The sequence below is a fragment of the Psychrosphaera sp. B3R10 genome, from assembly GCF_018861025.1.
Lineage (GTDB): Bacteria > Pseudomonadota > Gammaproteobacteria > Enterobacterales > Alteromonadaceae > Psychrosphaera > Psychrosphaera algicola.
The window spans coordinates 1-17,704 of record NZ_JAHKQH010000007.1; the positions used below are offsets into that span (position 1 = coordinate 1).

The following is a 17,704-nucleotide window of genomic DNA, read 5'->3' on the forward strand; positions in this document are numbered from 1 at the left end:
GAGGCGCATAATACACTCTCCAATTTTGGTGTCAACCCTTTATTTAATAAGTTTTTAAAGACTTTTTAAACACTTGATTGACGCTGCCTTTTGCCAAGGCTTTGAAGTAGGAATGCGCCATGCGTTTCGATCAGACCCAACGAGACACAGCCGAACAGTTGCAATTAAATTCACTTTTTTTGTTTGTTCGGTTAAATATCAATCAAAACGATTATAATACGTACTAAATAGGTACAAAAAGCTTGGGTCACACCTTTAGAGAGTCGTAATTCAATAATGGATAGGAGTCCAAAAGTCCGGAAATTAACTATAGTAAACTTCCGGTTTAGTGCAAATTAGAATGTAAAATTTTCCAAATTAGGCGATTAATACCTATTTAGAAGAAAATTGCTCAAATATACTTGAGAAGTCTTTTTTGCCATTACCTGATTTTTGATGAATTGAGTACAAGTTTCGAGTTAAAGCTCCTAATGGCGTTGTACTTTGTGAACCAACAGCAGTATCCATGGCTAGCCCCAAGTCTTTCAACATCAAGTCTGTCATAAAACCACCTTGGTATTCATTACTTGCAGGTGAAGTTGGCATAACACCCGGACATGGGTTATATACGTCTAATGTCCAATTACTACCAGAACTCTTGGACATGATTTCAGATAAGACTGTTGGGTCTAGTCCATTGTCTACACCAAGTTGTAATGCTTCAGATGTGCCAACCATTAAAATACTCAGCAGCATATTGTTGCAAACCTTCGCAACTTGACCAGCGCCAACCTCGCCAGCGTGAAAGATGTTTTTACCCATTACTTCTAACAAAGGTTTTGCTTGATTAAAGGAAGATAAAGAACCACCAGTCATAAAACTTAATGTTCCAGCTGTCGCGCCCGCTACCCCACCCGAAACAGGTGCATCAATAAAATTGATTTGTTTATTGGCTAAAATAGCCGCGACAGATTGCGCTGTTGCAGAGTCAATAGTAGAGGAGTCGATGACAAGTGTGCCAACATTAAGATAATTAATGAGTCCGTCTTCACCAATATATAACTCTCGGACATGTTTTCCCGCAGGCAACATACTAATGACGACGTCACAATCTTGAACGATATCCTTTGGCGTATCTGCAGTAGTAGCACCTAATGCGACAAGTTGTTCCACCGCTTTCGGAAATAGGTCAAATACATTCACTTCAAAACCAGCTTTAAGTAAATTAGCAGCCATAGGGCCGCCCATATTGCCTAAACCAAAAAATGCTATTTTCATCATAATATTCTTCCTTATTTGCCCAAATCTTTTAACGGATGTAAATCTGTTGTCCAAGGAGAGGTAAACATTTTATTTAACATCTGAGGATCTACATCGTGCACCGTTTCGTAAAACCAACTAGGGCAGTAATCTTTATCTATTAATAGTGCACGCACACCTTCAGCAAATTCGCCAATGGCTGAACAATTACATGACAATCCAAGTTCCAGTCGAAAACAATCGGCTAATGACAATGATTTACCCAAAGCCAACTGTTTCATTATTATATGTGCTGTAAGCGGGCTCCCTTTTGCTAGGCTGTCCTGCGCTTTTAACATCCATTTATCATCACTAGCATGGTCGATAATTAATGTCACAGCCGAGCTAACATCTTCTGTTAATGCTAAATCGCTCAACAAAGTGTTAAATCGACTTATATTGCCAACAGGCATATGTACCTGGTCTTTTTGTTCAAATTTAACGAGAACATCGGAAAGCTTTTGGTGGTTTAGAGCTTCAGTATCGCCCCACTTCACTAAAAGTACTTCTTCAATTAGATCACCTTGATGCTCACTCAATACAAAATGATCTGCAAGTTGTACAAATTTGGCGTCACTGCCATTAATTGATGCCCCTGTTAGCGCTAAAAAAAGCCCCGCACCTTTTGGCATTTTGTTTAAGAAGTAAGTACCACCAACATCCGGATATAGGCCAATCGTAATCTCAGGCATGGCAATTCGGGATTTTTGGGTAACAACCCGATGACTTGCTCCTGCAAATAGTCCTAAACCGCCTCCCATAACAATACCGTGACCCCAACATAAAATGGGCTTTCCGAATGTATGAATTAAGTAATCTAGTTCGTATTCTTGTGTGAAAAACGTTTCTATATAAGGTGCAATAGCCGATTTACCAGCTTCGACAGTTGCTTTATATAGTTGAACAACATCACCTCCAGCACAAAATGCTTTTGCGCCGCTGCCCTCTAACATTACCAAAGCAATATCTGAACGTTGTTGCCATTCTAATAACTGCTTGGTGAGTAACTTCACCATTTCTAGGTTTAGTGCATTTAACGACGTCTCTACATTTAGTGTCGCAATGCCAATCTTTTTACCAGAAACACTTTCTAACTCACGAAATAAAACAGGTTCATTCATTTGAATCTCCTTGTTATTCATTCATCCATATTGCAGGGCGTTTTTCTAAAAAGGCAGTGACGCCTTCTTTCTGATCTTTGGTATCGAATAAAGCGACAAATTGTTCACGTTCATTGGCCAATGCAGCATTAATTGAGCCGTTGCGTCCTGCTTGAATTAGCGATTTACAAGCTGTTATAGAACTCGGGCTTTGTTCAGCTGTTTTCTCTGCTAACGCCAAAGCTGTATTGTATGCCCCACCTTTCGCGACAACTTCTTCAACTAAACCAATTTGCAGTGCTTTTTCTGCTGTTAAGCGCTCACCACATAGGATCATGCGTTTTGCCCAGCCTTCACCGACAAGCCATGACAAATGTTGCGTTCCACCAGCACAAGGCAATAGTCCAACTTTAGCTTCAGGTAATGCGAGTTGCGCCTGCTCTTCACAAACACGAATATCACACGCTAGCGCAACCTCTAATCCGCCCCCCATGGCATAACCATTAATTGCAGCTATAGATACTCCTTGGAAATCTCGTAATGCCTCAAAAGCAGCACCAAAAACACGAGCCATGTCTGACGCAACACCTTTGTCACCGTCGGCAAACAATTTTAGATCCGCCCCCGCAGAAAAGAATTTTTCACCTTCGCCTGTAATGACTAATGCATAAACGGCTTTGTTAATATTAAGCGCCTCGACCAACGTTTTAAGTTCCGATAGCGACTCAAACGTCCACGTATTCGCTGGAGGGTTCGCGATCATAATTGTGGCAACGTGCCCAGAGATAGATAGTTTTAATAAATCAGACATTTGTATTCCTTATTTTATTTCTGCTGCGGCTTCATCTAAAAGACGACGAGCGATGATCAACCGCATTATTTCATTTGTGCCTTCAAGAATTTGATGCACGCGAACGTCCCTAAAGTGACGCTCTAATGGGTATTCTTTGATATAGCCGTAACCTCCATGAATTTGCAGTGCTTCATTACACACTTGAAATCCAACATCCGTCGCAAATCGTTTTGCCATTGCGCAATACGCCGATGCTTCAGGGTCATTTGAGTCAAGCTTAAACGCAGCTAGACGGATCATTTGCCTGGCTGCAACTAATTCTGTTGCCATATCTGCTAATTTAAACTGCAGTGCCTGAAACGCGGCTAATGGTTTGCCAAATTGCGAACGTTCTTTCATGTAATGAATAGCAGTATCCATTGCCTGTTGTGCTGTCCCAACAGAACAAGCACCTATGTTAATTCGGCCACCGTCAAGCCCTTTCATAGCAAATGAGAATCCTTGACCGAGTTCACCTAATAGATGATCCGTTGGAATACGGACATTATCAAACGTAATAAGACGTGTTGGTTGGGCGTTCCATCCGAGCTTTTCTTCTGCTTTACCATAAATCACGCCTTCCGCATCTGCCGGTACAACAACGGCAGAAATGCCTTTGGCCCCTTCGCCGCCCGTGCGCACCATTACAACAAGAACGTCAGTTTCTCCAGCGCCAGAGATAAACATTTTAGAACCGTTAATCACAAAGTACTCGCCATCGAGTTTAGCGCTAGTTCTTAATGACGCCGCATCAGAACCCGCACCGGGTTCTGTGAGACAATACGACGCAAGTTGTTCACCCATTACAAGCTTCTCACACCATGTTGATTTAACCGACTCAGTTCCCCAAGTTGATATCATCCAAGTCGCCATATTATGAATAGTCAACATGGCTGTAGTTGCCGTACAGCCCATAGAAAGCTGTTCAAATATGAGCGCAGAGTCTAATCGACTTAACCCCATGCCACCGGCGTCTTCTGGCGAATACAAACCACAAAAGCCAAGTTCACCGGCTTTTTGCATCACATCTTTTGGAAAAATATGCTCTGCATCCCACTTGGCCGCATTAGGTGCAAGCTCAGAATCAGAAAACTGTTTTGCCAAGTCGACAAATGCTTTTTGATCTTCATTTAAATTAAAATCCATCGTTTAACCCCTGTCTGCTTTGGCGCTCTTATTTTAACGTAATCGACATGTTAGGACCTGACGCTGCTGTTTCTTCGTCAAACCAGCGAGATGTAATCGTTTTAGTTTCTGTATAAAACTTAACTGCTTGTTTACCATACGCATGCTGGTCTCCGGCAAACGAACCTTTCCAACCGGTAAACGAAAAGAATGGCAATGGCACCGGAATAGGAATGTTGATACCAACTTGCCCCACTTCAATATTGTGTTGATATTTACGAGCTGAACCACCAGATGAGGTAAAAATAGACGTTCCATTACCGTATGGATTACGGTTTATTAGGTCTATGGCGTCGTCAAGCGTATCTACGTTCATGGTTAAAAATACAGGACCGAAGATCTCTTGTTTATAAATTTCCATTTCTTCGGTTACATCAGTAAACATAGTTGGGCCAACCCAGTTACCATTTGGAAATCCAGGGACTTCGCAGCCACTGCCATCTAATACACAAGTCGCCCCTTCTTTTTTACCTTGAGCAATTAGCGATTCAATTCGAACTTTTGCTTGAGGTGTAATTTGTGGACCATAGGCGGCTTCAGGATCGGTATAATGACCCGGGCGTACGGAGGCAAGTTTTTGTTGAATTTCTGGGATCCATTTTTGTGCTTCACCAACAAATACAGCGACCGAAATTGCCATGCAGCGCTGACCTGCAGCCCCAACAGAGGCTCCAACGATATTATTAACAACGGCGTCTTTATTTGCATCTGGCATAACAACCATGTGATTTTTCGCACCTAAAAACGCTTGAACGCGTTTCATGTTGTCTGTACCTGTCTTATATATATATTGACCAACACCTACTGAACCAACAAATGAAATGGCCTTCACTTCAGGTTCGTTTAACAAAATATCCACTTGTTCTTTGTCACCGTGAACAACTTGTAACACACCTTTTGGTGCGCCGGCTTCTTCAAATAATTCAACTAAGCGTGTTGGTGTTAATGGATCTTGTTCAGAAGGTTTTAAAATAAATGTATTACCGCAGGCCACAGCTAATGGGAACATCCATAATGGGATCATTGCAGGGAAGTTAAACGGGGTGATTCCCACACAGACGCCTAAAGGTTGGGTATAACTATATGTGTCAATATTGCGCGCTACGTTTTCTACGGTTTCGCCCATCATCATTGAAGGAATATTTGCTGCATGTTCTACAACTTCAATACCACGCCAAACATCGCCCATCGCGTCTTCTTTCGTTTTACCTAATTCTTCGCAAATAATACCGGCGATCTCTTCTTGGTGTTTTTTCAACAAATACGCGTAATTCATCATAACCCGAGCTCGTTGAGGAACCGGGACTTCTTTCCACGTTTTAAATGTTTGCTTTGCACTCTCTATTGCCGCGGTCATTTCCGCTTTGGTTGCACACGGAACTTTGGCTATAACCTCTTGAGTCGCTGGGTTTGTTACGTCTATCGTTCTAGTAGATTTAGAATCTACCCATTCGCCGTTGATAAATAGTGGAACCTGTTTCATGCCGTAGCCTCTTTGATGCAAGTGGTCGTTATTATTAATTTAGTTCTATATGACTAAATAAGATACTTGCATTAAAGCAAACTATTTTTCTAATTAGAATTGAATAAATTGCTTTTATGATGGACTATATTGGCACAAACCATTCAATTACGTAACGATATGAGTACACCTTCTAACTGGCCTCTTTCCGCAGGTAGCGTGCGTTATCTTGTGCCCCGTGGAATAGTTGAAAAACTCGACGTGAACCCAATTAGCCATTTACTGTACCCTACAGCATTTGGTTATTACGAACATGCGCGTGAACATAAGGTTATACGCAATTCCCATGACGACCACTTGTTGATGTTTTGTGTCGATGGAAACGGTCATATTGAAACAGCACAAACCACCACCGAACTTGCTGCCCAGCAAGTGGTTATATTACCCAAAGGCATGGCGCATTCTTATTGGGCAAATGCAAAGTCACCATGGACTATTTATTGGGTTCATATTCAAGGTGCGTTATTTGAAAATATATTGGATATTGTTGGGTTTACGCCAACCAACTTAGTTTTTAACGTTCATAACAAAATACAATATGAAGAAAACTTTCGGGCATTGCTCGAAATACGTAAATTGAGTTACCAAACTAATGCATTTTATTTGGCCGGTGCCATAATCCAACGATTACTCATCGAACTGAGTGTGCAATATCCAAATAGCAGTCGTAACAAAAAACAATTACAGTTCCAACAGATAGACATTTATCTACAACAAAACATTGCTAAAACATTAACATTAGATGACATGGCTGTGGCGTTTGGGTTATCAAAATTTTACTTTGCAAAAAAGTTTCAGCTTATTGTCGGCGTTAGTCCTGTTCGCTATTTTATTGAAAAGAAAGTCCATTACGCCTGTCAATTACTGGATAGCAATGACAACTCGATTAAAACTATCGCAAAACAACTTGGCTACGATGACGCCTACTACTTTTCAAGATTGTTTAAAAATATCATGGGGTTATCCCCACAACAGTATCGTAACTCAGATCATGGACGTTAAAAATAGCCATTGATGCTCAAACTGTCATAAACCTGTCATAAAAAATCGCAATAATGCACCGCGTCATTACAAGGTGTAGAGCGGAAAATATGTCACATAAAATACTCATTATCGAAGACGAATTTGCGATCAGGGAAATGTTAACCTTTGTCATAGAACAAGCCGGTTACAAAGCGGTTGCTGCAGAAAGTTACAACGAAGCACAACAATATCTTTTAGAAGAAACGCCAGCGTTGATTTTATTAGATTGGATGCTTCCTGAAATGAGCGGTATTCAAATTGCCAAAAAATTGAAGCAGTCTGATAACTTTAAGAACATACCAATCATAATGTTAACCGCACGTAGCGAAGAAGACGATAAGATCCAAGGATTAGACGTTGGCGCTGACGATTACATAACTAAACCATTTTCACCAAAAGAACTTGTTGCCCGTTTAAAAGCTGTCTTAAGACGAACACAACCTACGGCAACAGATGATCCAATTGAAATTATTGGATTGCGTTTAGACCCATCAAGCCATAGGGTCACACTTGAAGGCGGTGATCTGCATTTAGGTCCCATGGAATTTAAACTACTTCACTTTTTTATGACACACCAAGAGCGTGTTTATAGTCGTGATCAGCTACTGGATAACGTTTGGGGAACCAATACCTACGTTGAAGACAGAACTGTTGATGTTCACATTCGTCGCCTAAGAAAAGCACTGCAAACACACGATAAACTAATACAAACCGTTCGCGGTTCAGGTTACCGTTTTTCAACTCGTATAGATTAATTTATATGAATCACTCCCCATCCATCTGGCAGATAACGTCGCGATTATTTTGGTATTATCTGCCTATTGCAGTTGTTGGATTTCTACTTAATATTTGGTATTCAGTAACAATTGCGTTTTGCTTGATTGTAATTATTTCCAATTATCGCCAGATGTTAAAACTCACGCACTGGTTATGGCATCAAAGAGGTATTTATCCACCGAAAGCTCATGGATTATGGTCGAGTGTTTTTGATGGGATCTATGGCCAACAAAGACGAAACGCCAAAAAACGAACTGAATTAAGCACGATAGTTAGGCGTTTTAGACTCGGTGCCGAGTCATTACCAGACGCAGTATTATTGTTTGACGAACATCGACATATATTATGGTGTAATCAACTCGCCCAGGATATGTTGGGGTTAAAGTGGCCAACGGACAAAGGTAATCGACTCGATAACCTCGTTAGGCATCCCGCCTTTATTGATTACTTAGATGAAGAAAACTTTAGTGCTCCCTACGACATTCCTTCACCGACTAAAGAACACATTCGACTTGAAGTTCGTGTTGTACCTTATGAAACAAATAAATGGACCCTGTTGATTAGAGATATTACCCACCTACATCAATTAGAACAAATGCGAAAAGATTTTATCGCTAATGTGTCACACGAGCTTAAAACCCCCTTAACGGTCATGCGGGGTTATTTAGAGATGACACCAAACAAAAATGATCTATCGGAAGAAATGTGGCAAAAAGCGCAAATGATGATGATGCAACAAGCAACGAGAATGAATGACTTAGTTGAACAGTTATTATCACTTTCAAAGCTAGAAGGTCAAAATCCAGATTTCGCCCCTGCATTTGTCGACGTGCCAAGTTTATTGGAAATTTTAACTAATGAAGCAAAATCTATATCAAATGGCCGACATATTATAGAAACTAATATTGACGATGAACTTTGCTTGTTAGGACTTTCAACAGAACTCAGAAGCGCATTTTCCAATTTGGTTTTCAACGCAATAAGATATACGCCCGATAATGGAAAAATCACTATAAAGTGGCATAAAACACGTACGGGAAACGCTAAATTTTCGGTTATTGATACCGGCTCTGGTATTCAAGCAAGTCATATCCCACGGCTAACCGAAAGATTTTATCGCGTTGATGAAGCCAGAGCTCGACATACTGGTGGTGCGGGATTGGGACTATCAATCGTCAAACATGCACTTAATCATCATCAGTCAAAACTAGAAATTTCCAGCGAACTAGGAAAAGGCAGTGAATTTTCATTTCAATTCCCGCCAACGTTAGTAGCATTAAGGCCTGTTAACCAAGCGGTAGGTTAGCCCATTTAAACAGCTACTCCTTTAATTGATGGAAAGACGACATTGTATCGTCTGATGTTTTGTCAATCCGCCTAACCTACAAATGAAGCACATCTGCTAGCAATAACATTAGCCTAACTTAAAGCTGTTTCATTTGCTGGAGTTTAAAATCTAGTGACTTTTTAACTGAAGGCCATTCTGAATTTATAATTGAAAATACCACAGTGTCGCGCAAGACACCGTCCGCTTCTATCGTGTGATTACGGAGTATGCCGTCTTGCTTTGCCCCAAGTCGTCTTATTGCTGCTTGTGACTTGACATTATGCCAGTGGGTTCGAAACTCAACAGCAATGGCCAGTTGCTTTTCAAATGCATGTTTAAGCAGCAACTGTTTACATTCGGTGTTTACCGACGTTTTTTGAAACGACTTTGCATACCAAGTAAAGCCTATTTCCAACCGCTTATTTTTTGCCACAACGTTACAAAAACGAGTGCAGCCAATAATTTTGTTGGTCGGTTTATGCCATACCGAAAACGGTAAGGCCAAACCTAATTCCTGATCAGCAAGAGCACGCTTAATGTAATCCTCAATTGTCGATTCAGACGGTACACCAGTGAACCATAACTCCCAAAGCTTACCATCTTGCGCTGCAGCTAACAGCGCCTCTAAATGAGCTATTTCTAATGGCAGCAACTTTACTGTTTCATGTTCTAGTTCAATAGGTTCTAACCAATTCACGTGCTTTACTCGCTTTGTTTTTTTGGGGACAGTTCCAATATTGCCTTGAGTTTTCAGGAGTAACAACCATCGAGATGCAAAAAATAAAATTAGGCAATGCAAACTTATGTAAACGTTTTGCAAAATCCAAATGTTGGTTCAAATAAAGTCATAAGACAAAAACATGTTAAAATTATTTGAACGTCACACACCAATTTCAACGATTAATGTCAAAATGGAGCTGTATTAATGACTTGCCCCCACGCCGGAAACTACCGAGAAGTTGAAGCATCTATTATCACTGATTTTAAACAGGATATGAGTTACGGCGATTACCTGCAATTAGACAAAATATTGTCTGCTCAGCAACCTCTGTCGACTGAACATGATGAAATGTTATTTATTGTTATTCATCAATCAGGCGAATTATGGCTCAAATTAGCTGGGCACGAGTTGTCTGCAGCAATGGACATGATTAAGTCACAGCAATTTGGACAGGCTTTTAAGGTCATATCGCGGGTTAAGCAAATTTTTCTACAACTGACTCAAGCTTGGAATATCTTATCAACTTTAACCCCTGTCGATTACTTAAAGTTTAGAGATGTTTTAGGGCATAGCAGTGGGTTTCAGTCATATGGATATAGAAAACTGGAATTTATGTTAGGTAACAAAAATTTAGAATTACTAAAGGTTCATGAAGCAACCCCTGAGATACATGCTGAATTAACTGCATTATGCCATGCACCAAGTATTTATGAGCTCACTCTGCAGGTCATGAGCGCCCAAGGACTAAAAATTGATGACATTGCTATCGACCGTAATTTTGCTGAACCTTATGTCCGAAATGATTCAGTATTAGAGGCTTGGAAAGAAGTTTATCACCATTCTGACAAATACTTTGAATTATACGAACTGGCTGAAAAATTAATGGATATTGAAGACGTATTTCAAAACTGGCGATTTAAACATATGTATACCGTTCAACGTGTCATAGGCAACAAAATGGGCACAGGTGGTAGTTCTGGTGTTTCATTTTTGAAAAAAGCCCTAGATATAAATTTTTTCCCTGAACTTTTGGAAGTTAGAACCTTATTATAAAAACGGCATATTAACTAAGGCCCCTATTAAATTGGCCTTAGTTAATCTTGATTATCTAGCCTAAGACTTGTTTGATCATGTCAGCAAGTACCTTAAAGTCAAAAGGCTTAGACATATAGTCGTCCATACCGGCGTGCAAACAACGTTGTTTGTTTTCTTTTGACACATCTGCCGTGAGTGCAATGATATAAGATGGCTTTAATTTTTTTAACAACTCAACATCTCTGATACACCTAGTTGCATCATAACCATCCATTCCTGGTAACATACAATCCATCAAAATGAGTTCAAAAGGATGCTGTTCAAACATTGCCACTGCCTCTTCACCACGCTCAGCTCGCACTGCGCATAGGTCCAATGACTTCAAAAAGCGCTCTGCAACAAGATAATTGATATCATTGTCCTCTACGACCAATATCTTTTTTTGTTCAAACGAATCTGTTTCATGGTATTTCAACTCGTCTGCTTTCAGTTGTACTTCATCATGTAAAGCAATGGAACCAATTCGCTCCATTTCAAACGCAGCAACAAGCTGGCTTATACACAAAGGCTTTAAAATAACCCGCGTAATATGGTGGGTGGTAAAAAGTAATCCATCTTCTGGATATTGATCACAAATCAAAATACGGGCGCAAGACTCTGGGATCACATTATTAACCGACATAATAAAATTTAGACCTGAGCCGCGTTCTTGTTTTTCGTCTACGATCAGATAGTCAATTTGAAAATCAGCTGGTCGATTGGCACCAATAAAGTGTTTCGCATCCAGTTCCGACAAGAAAAATGATACATTCGCACCTTGTTGACGAAAATAATGATTCGCCACTTTCAAACTCGTTTCATTTTGAATAACAATAACGACATTTTTATTCTCAAGTTCGGGGATTACCGGGACCGTATTTCGACTTTCGGCTAGTTCGACCTTAAGGACAAATTTAAATTTACTTCCCTTCCCAACTTTCGATTTTATGATCAGGCGCGAATCCATTAATTCCAATAAAGATTTACATAACGACAACCCGAGTCCTGTCCCACCATATTCCCTCGTTGTAGAACTATCAGCTTGCTCAAAAGAATTAAAAATATGCTTTTGTTTACTCGATTCAATACCAATTCCAGTGTCCGATATGCAAACTTCTAAATTAGCCGCATTATCACCAACAAATTCGACAGCACAGGATAACTTTACTTCCCCTGCGTCGGTGAATTTAATGGCGTTAGACAATAAGTTTCCAATAATTTGAGTTAGTCGAATATCGTCAATAATAGCGGTCAAATTATCTAGTTCTGTGGTATCTACGACAAGCTCAAGTCCTTTACGACAAGCGTTACCATAGTGAGACAGCGCGACATTGGAAAACAAAGTCGCTAAATTGGTTTCAACCGGATGAAGCAGCAACTTCTCAGCTTCAATTTTTGAAAAGTCCAAAATGTCGCTGATGATCTCCATCAACAAGTTGCCGCTGTTATAAATTGTTGCGACCTTTTGTTTCTGCAAAGGGTTTAATTCTGTCTGTGACAGCAATTGGCCCATGCCGATGATGCCATTAAGCGGGGTTCTTATTTCATGGCTCATATTCGCCAAAAATTCACTTTTTGCCAAATTTGCTTGTTCTGCTTGATTTTTAGCCAGCTCTAACAAGCGCTGTTTTCGTTCAATCGTATTTGAAATAAACCTCGAAAAAACCACTGCGACTAAGCCAAATATAATGATGCTGATCATCATGACTAGATTCATTTTACTTGTAAGATTAGCGACATTTTCTTCAATCGACGCTCTTGGGATAAGACCTATAAAGCTCCAATCTAAATAATCAGAATAATATTGGGTAACTAAATATTCTTTGTTGTTGATATCGACATATTGATTTGGTGCTTGAGCCAATGGCGATGACATAGCGCTAAGAAGTGATCCACCGGAGATATCTTTAATAAAACCAAATACATTATTCTCCTCCAGTGTGTCTGCAAGGATACGCCCTTTCTGCTCTACAACTATGATTCGAGCGTCTTGTCCAAAATCCAAGTCGCGTAACATTTTGGTGAAACCTTTTAAGGTGATATCCATACCGAATACCCCTATATTATTATCCTCATCATCTTTAATTAATCGAACAGTTGAAATGAGCGCAGTATTGTCGGGTTTCCAATAGTAAGTTGGGGTGCGAACAACCTCCCCTCCTGCGGCTAATCCCGTCTTATACCAAGGACGTGTTCTTGGGTCGTAATTTTTTTCGGTAGAGCCTAGGGGCCACTGCGTATAACCGCCATCCTCGGTCCCCATATAAGCGTAAGCAAGCTTTGGATAATTGGTAGATAACGTTTGAAACAAGTTAAATAGTCTAACTTCTTCTTCGCTACCGAGTAACGGCTGCATTTGTACTGCGTTACTCTCTAAGTATTTAGTTAAGTTACCCTTTACACTTTGAAACCTATAGTCACCACTGACATAACCCACATTGTTTTTGTACTGTGAGAATATCAAACTAACACGGTCTTCTATTTGCTTTACATCTTTTTGAAATCCATTTTCAAATGACTTTGAGGCGTAGGCCTTGGCTTCTTGACTCTCCAAGTAATTTGTCACTAGCAATGGTAAAACGACGGCAATTAGAAAAGCCGCAATAAGTTTAATTCTAAAATTTAGCATAAGTAGGCCAAATAACCTCCGATAATTCTCAAGCATTCAAACAAGCACAAATAAACCGGATGACTAATTTTAGAAAGTTCTGGAGGAAGCCACATTAAGTAATTCAACAGGCGACTTAACACAAAACAATGTCAATCTTACAAAGTCATCCAGAACTTTATGTAAACTATAGCCTGCTATTAGGTAATTAGGAAACTCAAACAAAAAATGTCTTTAATTATGCATTATTTGAGCTTTATATTTTTAACGTATTTTACTATTTTGAAATGGAATTGCTTTGCCTTTTGCTCTGGCAACTGCGATTTTTTGATTTCGTTTCGTTAGCACGCGAACTTGCAACAATGATTCGGCCGCCAACATAGCTCGCTCTGAACGATGCCACTTGGTTGTATAAAGTCGCTTAATTGCACTTATCGCATCAGGCGAACGATTCATTAACCTATTTGCAAAGTCTCGACAGCTTTTATTTAAGTCATTTGTCACGTCCGTTATAATTCCTAATTCTTTCGCTTTTGAGGCGTCAAACTCTTCTGCCGTCATCGCAAGTTTCATTGCTTGATCCATTGGTAACAAGTAACTTAACGCTTTATTTCCTCCCATATCAGGAATTAATCCCCAATGATTTTCCATGATGCTGAAACTGGCAGTATGTTCGGCAATTCTAAAGTCGCCACCCAATGCGATCTGTAATCCTCCGCCCCAGCATCGTCCACTTATCGCCATAATCACAGGAACGGCGAGACCTCGCCATTTGGTCGACACACGCTGAGCCAAGTTTGAATTACCGGGTAACCATTTAAATAGTAAACGAATGCCACTCATCGGTTTTTTAATAATTGAACCGACGTCTAAACCAGTACAAAAATCAGGTCCTTCGCCTTTTACAACAACACAACGAACATCATGATTAGATTTAATTAATTTAATCGTTTTATCAAGAGCTTTGAACATCTCCATATCGAGTGCATTTAACTTTTCTGGCCGGTTAAGAGTCACCCAGGCGATGCCATCGTCATCGATGTTAAGTAAAATTCTGTTTTGGATATTTTTCATATAGTTTAATCAGCTTTTCATCTGGTCTGACAAGATGCCATAGATTCATTGAAATTGCACTGTTCTTTGATGGCAATCAGTTACATAGCAATCAGTTCTATTTTTATTTTATAAGTGAGCAAATAGCCAAATAAACTAGCCAGAAATAACAAAAAGCCAAATAGCAAATGGCCAGCAAGTTAGGCCGATGACTCTAAAGTAAGGCCTGAATTTATCGGCAGACCAATTCGCAAACGCTCTGTGTCGTTTTTCGCCAATCATAAAAAGACCAATACCTACCCCGATAAAACCAAAGGCAATTAGATTGATAATTAGTGGCGAAGTGGTTTTAACAGAGTCACTCAAAAAGAGTAATCCAGCAATGAGTCGCGCCACAATTTCAAAAGGATGGAAGTAACGCCATTGGGAAAATGAAATTATTTTTATTGAAAATGCGTGTGGCGCATACGCCATATAAACACAAAACATCAAAAAAAGACCGGCAAATAAGTCGACAAACATTGAACAGCCCTCTTAGTAATTTAATATTAAGTTACGCTATTTATTTCGACTTTAAAAATAAAAAAGTCGGACAATATTACTTAAAATATCGTGCCCGACTTAATTCAACATTTATTCGATTTAGTCTGACTCAAAAATATCTTCTATCTTTAATGAGAACAACCTAGCCGCTTTGAAGGCAAGTGGTAAACTTGGATCAAATTTACCTTTTTCAATTGCGTTAATGGTTTGCCTTGATACTTCTAATCGTTCAGCCAAGTCGGCCTGCGTCCAATCTCGTTCTGCTCTCAATACTTTTAGTTTATTTTTCATTGGTACTTCCTTAAACCAATTATTGTGCTGACCAAATACGTTATACCGATGAGCATAACCAAATGCGATATCTCAGCGTCTGACTCGATGACATTAGCGATATCCAAATTTGAATAGGCTAAACCAAATACAAGACCCACTCCAAGCGCAATTGCCATGGCGTTAAGTTGTACCTTTTGCTGCATCTCATCCAGACCAGCCAGATGTTTTTTATTAGCCCAAATCATGCCAATACCAACAAGTAAGTTAATTGCCACAGATATTGAACTCATTGTTGTATTGCCATCCCAGATAAACACCGGACCAAAACTAGCAATCGCCATTGTGATTAACCAGGCAAACGTCCAAGCTGCTAGTCGCTTTGTATTGTTAATATTTTGCTGTTTCCAATTATTGTTTTGTTCACTCATTTGTAATCTCCGCTTGTCATAAAGTAAAATACACTTTACACAAAGTAACAGCAAAACAAGTAAAGTCAAGTGAACCTGACAAAAAGATTGGTATTGATTACTTATTGTTGAATAAAATTAAAGGTCAAACAACGCAACCAGACATTATTTTCTCATAGTAATTTAGCCATTTGGCACCCAAATGGATAAATTAAACTCCACTGTAGCGGTGAAAAGCAGTAGGTGAAGTAGAATTTAATTTAAACATAATGTCGTAAATTAAATGACCAGAGGACGCCAGCACATAGTTTACGAAATGAAATATAATAATATGGCCAATAGAACCAGAAGACCGGCCACTGGCAGGCAGTGACCAACCATTTTAAATGATGCGAAGTTAACCTTGGTTAAATTCCACTTCCAGTTGTTCTAATGTTTTTCCTTTGGTCTCTGGGAAGAGTTTAACAACAAAGATTAAGCTGACTAACGCAAATAATCCGTAGAGTAAAAAGGTCATTGAAGCACCTAAAGACTCAAGCTCTATCGGGAATACTAAAGTGACTACAAAGCTAACAACACTGTTTATCACACTGACAAACGAAATCGCCACGCCACGTAAGTGGTTTGGAAATATCTCAGAAAACAACACCCACATCACTGGCCCTAAAGAGAATGCAAAAGAAGCGACAAACGCTAATATACCAAATAAGACCAATCCAGCATTCATGTCTGTTGAGACAGCAAGTAACTCACTTTGTAATTTGTTATACGTATTGTCATCCAAGTATTGCTTAATTTGTTGTTTAAAAACCACATCAGATTCAAATGTGATATCAACAACATTTCTCAAATCGATTAGTTGCGCCTGTGGTAACTCACTATGAGCGGTAACAACCTGTTGGTAGTCGATTGCAGATAGTTTATAGGTCGCTTGATTAAAACCATACGAACACAACGTCATCGACACGAATACGCCTGCAAGGCCAATAATTAACAAAGGTTTACGGCCCAGCTTGTCGATAAAATACATTGCCAATACGGTAAAGACGACATTTATTAACCCGACAAATATTGCCTGAGCAAACGCAGCATCTGTGCCGACACCGCTCTGTTCAAATATGCTCGGGGCGTAAAAGAATATCGCATTAATCCCTGTTATTTGCTGTGCGATACCAACAATAAGTCCGATGCTCAGAGCTAATCTCAATTTTGAGCTAAACAAGGATTGTAAACTTGTTAGTAGACCGGTGGACTTTTCCTTTGCTGAATCTTCAATCTGGCCAATCTCTAACTCTATTTCAGCGACCGAGTTTTTATCTCGTAATGTCGTCAGTACGTGTTTTGCGTCATCTTTATTATTTTTTAACAACAACCATCGTGGGCTTTTTGGGATCAAATACAATAGTCCTAGCCAAATTATCGCAGGTATAATTTCTAGCCCTAACATCCAGCGCCAGATATTGTCCTGCAGTCCAATCATCTCAGTAAATGTAGAGGTAATTTGACTCGCTTGAAACAAGTAGTAATTGGCAAAATAAGCTGCAGAGAAACCAATAACGATATTGAGTTGGTTCACAGAAACCATCTTACCTCGCTTAGCGGCAGGTGAAATCTCGGCGATATACATAGGAGCAACCATTAGGGAACAGAAAGCTAACCCCCCAACAAATCGGGCAATGACCAACATCCAATAACTAGTCGCCAATGCAGAAAAAACAGCGGATACTAAATATAGCAAGGCAATAACTCGAAGCAAATTTCGCCGGCCAAACTTATCGGCCAGGGGACCCGCGACTAATATTGCCGCTGTAGCGCCTAATGTTGGAGCACTAACAACAAACCCGAGTTCAATTGGAGAGAGATTAAACTCTTCAACAATATATTGGATTGCGCCTGATATTACAGAGGCGTCAAAACCAAAAATAAACCCACCTAATGACACACAGATTGTGTAAAACATGACTCGTGATATTGGCATTTT

At 39.7% G+C, this 17,704-nt stretch carries 16 protein-coding genes; 4 read left to right on the forward strand and 12 right to left on the reverse strand.

Annotated elements, in window-relative coordinates; all coding sequences use genetic code 11:
* Positions 1 to 372: 372 nt before the first annotated feature.
* The 5 genes from mmsB to KO525_RS01340 are packed head-to-tail and all read right to left on the reverse strand — an operon-like array spanning position 373 to position 5,878.
* Positions 373 to 1,260, reverse strand: a complete 888-nt coding sequence (gene mmsB / locus KO525_RS01320) for a 3-hydroxyisobutyrate dehydrogenase (protein WP_215961993.1) — start codon at positions 1,258 to 1,260, stop codon at positions 373 to 375.
* An 11-nt stretch (positions 1,261 to 1,271) separates the two neighbouring features.
* Positions 1,272 to 2,399: an enoyl-CoA hydratase/isomerase family protein gene (locus KO525_RS01325; protein WP_215961994.1), complete on the reverse strand. Its 1,128-nt coding sequence runs from the start codon at positions 2,397 to 2,399 to the stop codon at positions 1,272 to 1,274.
* A 13-nt stretch (positions 2,400 to 2,412) separates the two neighbouring features.
* Entirely contained in the window at positions 2,413 to 3,189 is a 777-nt protein-coding gene (locus KO525_RS01330) for an enoyl-CoA hydratase (RefSeq protein WP_215961995.1), read from the reverse strand.
* Between the two features lie 9 nt (positions 3,190 to 3,198).
* Positions 3,199 to 4,356 carry an acyl-CoA dehydrogenase family protein gene (locus tag KO525_RS01335; RefSeq protein ID WP_215961996.1) on the reverse strand — a complete coding sequence of 386 codons (1,158 nt, stop codon included), beginning with the start codon at positions 4,354 to 4,356 and terminating at the stop codon, positions 3,199 to 3,201.
* A 28-nt stretch (positions 4,357 to 4,384) separates the two neighbouring features.
* Positions 4,385 to 5,878, reverse strand: a complete 1,494-nt coding sequence (locus tag KO525_RS01340; protein WP_215961997.1) for a CoA-acylating methylmalonate-semialdehyde dehydrogenase — start codon at positions 5,876 to 5,878, stop codon at positions 4,385 to 4,387.
* 129 nt (positions 5,879 to 6,007) lie between these two features.
* Between KO525_RS01340 and KO525_RS01345 the strand changes: the two genes are divergently transcribed.
* From KO525_RS01345 to phoR, 3 genes are all read left to right on the forward strand, one after another.
* Positions 6,008 to 6,919, forward strand: a complete 912-nt coding sequence (locus KO525_RS01345) for an AraC family transcriptional regulator (RefSeq protein ID WP_215961998.1) — start codon at positions 6,008 to 6,010, stop codon at positions 6,917 to 6,919.
* Positions 6,920 to 7,008: 89 nt separating this feature from the next.
* Positions 7,009 to 7,695, forward strand: coding sequence for a phosphate regulon transcriptional regulator PhoB (gene phoB / locus KO525_RS01350; RefSeq protein WP_215961999.1), 687 nt, complete (start codon positions 7,009 to 7,011; stop codon positions 7,693 to 7,695).
* A gap of 5 nt (positions 7,696 to 7,700) precedes the next feature.
* Complete coding sequence (gene phoR / locus KO525_RS01355; RefSeq protein WP_215962000.1) at positions 7,701 to 9,023, forward strand: phosphate regulon sensor histidine kinase PhoR; 1,323 nt, start codon at positions 7,701 to 7,703, stop codon at positions 9,021 to 9,023.
* A 118-nt stretch (positions 9,024 to 9,141) separates the two neighbouring features.
* Here phoR and KO525_RS01360 read toward each other — a convergent pair whose 3' ends face one another.
* Complete coding sequence (locus KO525_RS01360) at positions 9,142 to 9,741, reverse strand: GNAT family N-acetyltransferase (RefSeq protein ID WP_215962001.1); 600 nt, start codon at positions 9,739 to 9,741, stop codon at positions 9,142 to 9,144.
* 228 nt (positions 9,742 to 9,969) lie between these two features.
* Between KO525_RS01360 and KO525_RS01365 the strand changes: the two genes are divergently transcribed.
* On the forward strand, positions 9,970 to 10,818 hold the full coding sequence (locus KO525_RS01365) for a tryptophan 2,3-dioxygenase (RefSeq protein WP_215962002.1): 849 nt from the start codon (positions 9,970 to 9,972) through the stop codon (positions 10,816 to 10,818).
* 55 nt (positions 10,819 to 10,873) lie between these two features.
* On the opposite strand, the gene KO525_RS01370 is transcribed toward KO525_RS01365, so the two are convergent.
* The 6 genes from KO525_RS01370 to KO525_RS01395 all read right to left on the reverse strand — a co-directional run bounded on the left by KO525_RS01370 (position 10,874) and on the right by KO525_RS01395 (position 17,701).
* Positions 10,874 to 13,468 (reverse strand): hybrid sensor histidine kinase/response regulator, encoded by a 2,595-nt coding sequence (locus tag KO525_RS01370; RefSeq protein ID WP_215962003.1) that lies wholly within the window; start codon positions 13,466 to 13,468, stop codon positions 10,874 to 10,876.
* A 243-nt stretch (positions 13,469 to 13,711) separates the two neighbouring features.
* Positions 13,712 to 14,521, reverse strand: a complete 810-nt coding sequence (locus KO525_RS01375) for a crotonase/enoyl-CoA hydratase family protein (RefSeq protein ID WP_215962004.1) — start codon at positions 14,519 to 14,521, stop codon at positions 13,712 to 13,714.
* 135 nt (positions 14,522 to 14,656) lie between these two features.
* Positions 14,657 to 15,022 carry a hypothetical protein gene (locus tag KO525_RS01380; protein WP_215962005.1) on the reverse strand — a complete coding sequence of 122 codons (366 nt, stop codon included), beginning with the start codon at positions 15,020 to 15,022 and terminating at the stop codon, positions 14,657 to 14,659.
* A gap of 120 nt (positions 15,023 to 15,142) precedes the next feature.
* Positions 15,143 to 15,334, reverse strand: a complete 192-nt coding sequence (locus tag KO525_RS01385; protein WP_215962006.1) for a helix-turn-helix transcriptional regulator — start codon at positions 15,332 to 15,334, stop codon at positions 15,143 to 15,145.
* Complete coding sequence (locus KO525_RS01390) at positions 15,331 to 15,744, reverse strand: hypothetical protein (RefSeq protein ID WP_215962007.1); 414 nt, start codon at positions 15,742 to 15,744, stop codon at positions 15,331 to 15,333. The genes KO525_RS01385 and KO525_RS01390 overlap by 4 nt, the downstream gene beginning before the upstream one ends.
* A gap of 376 nt (positions 15,745 to 16,120) precedes the next feature.
* Positions 16,121 to 17,701 (reverse strand): sugar porter family MFS transporter, encoded by a 1,581-nt coding sequence (locus tag KO525_RS01395; protein WP_215962008.1) that lies wholly within the window; start codon positions 17,699 to 17,701, stop codon positions 16,121 to 16,123.
* Positions 17,702 to 17,704 lie beyond the last annotated feature (3 nt).

Bases quoted from the DNA above. Each gene is read 5' to 3' on its own strand.
- phoB (WP_215961999.1), top strand. From the start codon at position 7,009: ATGTCACATAAAATACTCATTATCGAAGACGAATTTGCGATCAGGGAA.
- KO525_RS01385 (WP_215962006.1), bottom strand. From the start codon at position 15,334: ATGAAAAATAAACTAAAAGTATTGAGAGCAGAACGAGATTGGACGCAG.
- KO525_RS01370 (WP_215962003.1), bottom strand. From the start codon at position 13,468: ATGCTAAATTTTAGAATTAAACTTATTGCGGCTTTTCTAATTGCCGTC.
- KO525_RS01380 (WP_215962005.1), bottom strand. From the start codon at position 15,022: ATGTTTGTCGACTTATTTGCCGGTCTTTTTTTGATGTTTTGTGTTTAT.
- KO525_RS01335 (WP_215961996.1), bottom strand. From the start codon at position 4,356: ATGGATTTTAATTTAAATGAAGATCAAAAAGCATTTGTCGACTTGGCA.
- phoR (WP_215962000.1), top strand. From the start codon at position 7,701: ATGAATCACTCCCCATCCATCTGGCAGATAACGTCGCGATTATTTTGG.
- KO525_RS01365 (WP_215962002.1), top strand. From the start codon at position 9,970: ATGACTTGCCCCCACGCCGGAAACTACCGAGAAGTTGAAGCATCTATT.
- KO525_RS01325 (WP_215961994.1), bottom strand. From the start codon at position 2,399: ATGAATGAACCTGTTTTATTTCGTGAGTTAGAAAGTGTTTCTGGTAAA.
- mmsB (WP_215961993.1), bottom strand. From the start codon at position 1,260: ATGATGAAAATAGCATTTTTTGGTTTAGGCAATATGGGCGGCCCTATG.
- KO525_RS01340 (WP_215961997.1), bottom strand. From the start codon at position 5,878: ATGAAACAGGTTCCACTATTTATCAACGGCGAATGGGTAGATTCTAAA.
- KO525_RS01395 (WP_215962008.1), bottom strand. From the start codon at position 17,701: ATGCCAATATCACGAGTCATGTTTTACACAATCTGTGTGTCATTAGGT.
- KO525_RS01375 (WP_215962004.1), bottom strand. From the start codon at position 14,521: ATGAAAAATATCCAAAACAGAATTTTACTTAACATCGATGACGATGGC.
- KO525_RS01390 (WP_215962007.1), bottom strand. From the start codon at position 15,744: ATGAGTGAACAAAACAATAATTGGAAACAGCAAAATATTAACAATACA.
- KO525_RS01330 (WP_215961995.1), bottom strand. From the start codon at position 3,189: ATGTCTGATTTATTAAAACTATCTATCTCTGGGCACGTTGCCACAATT.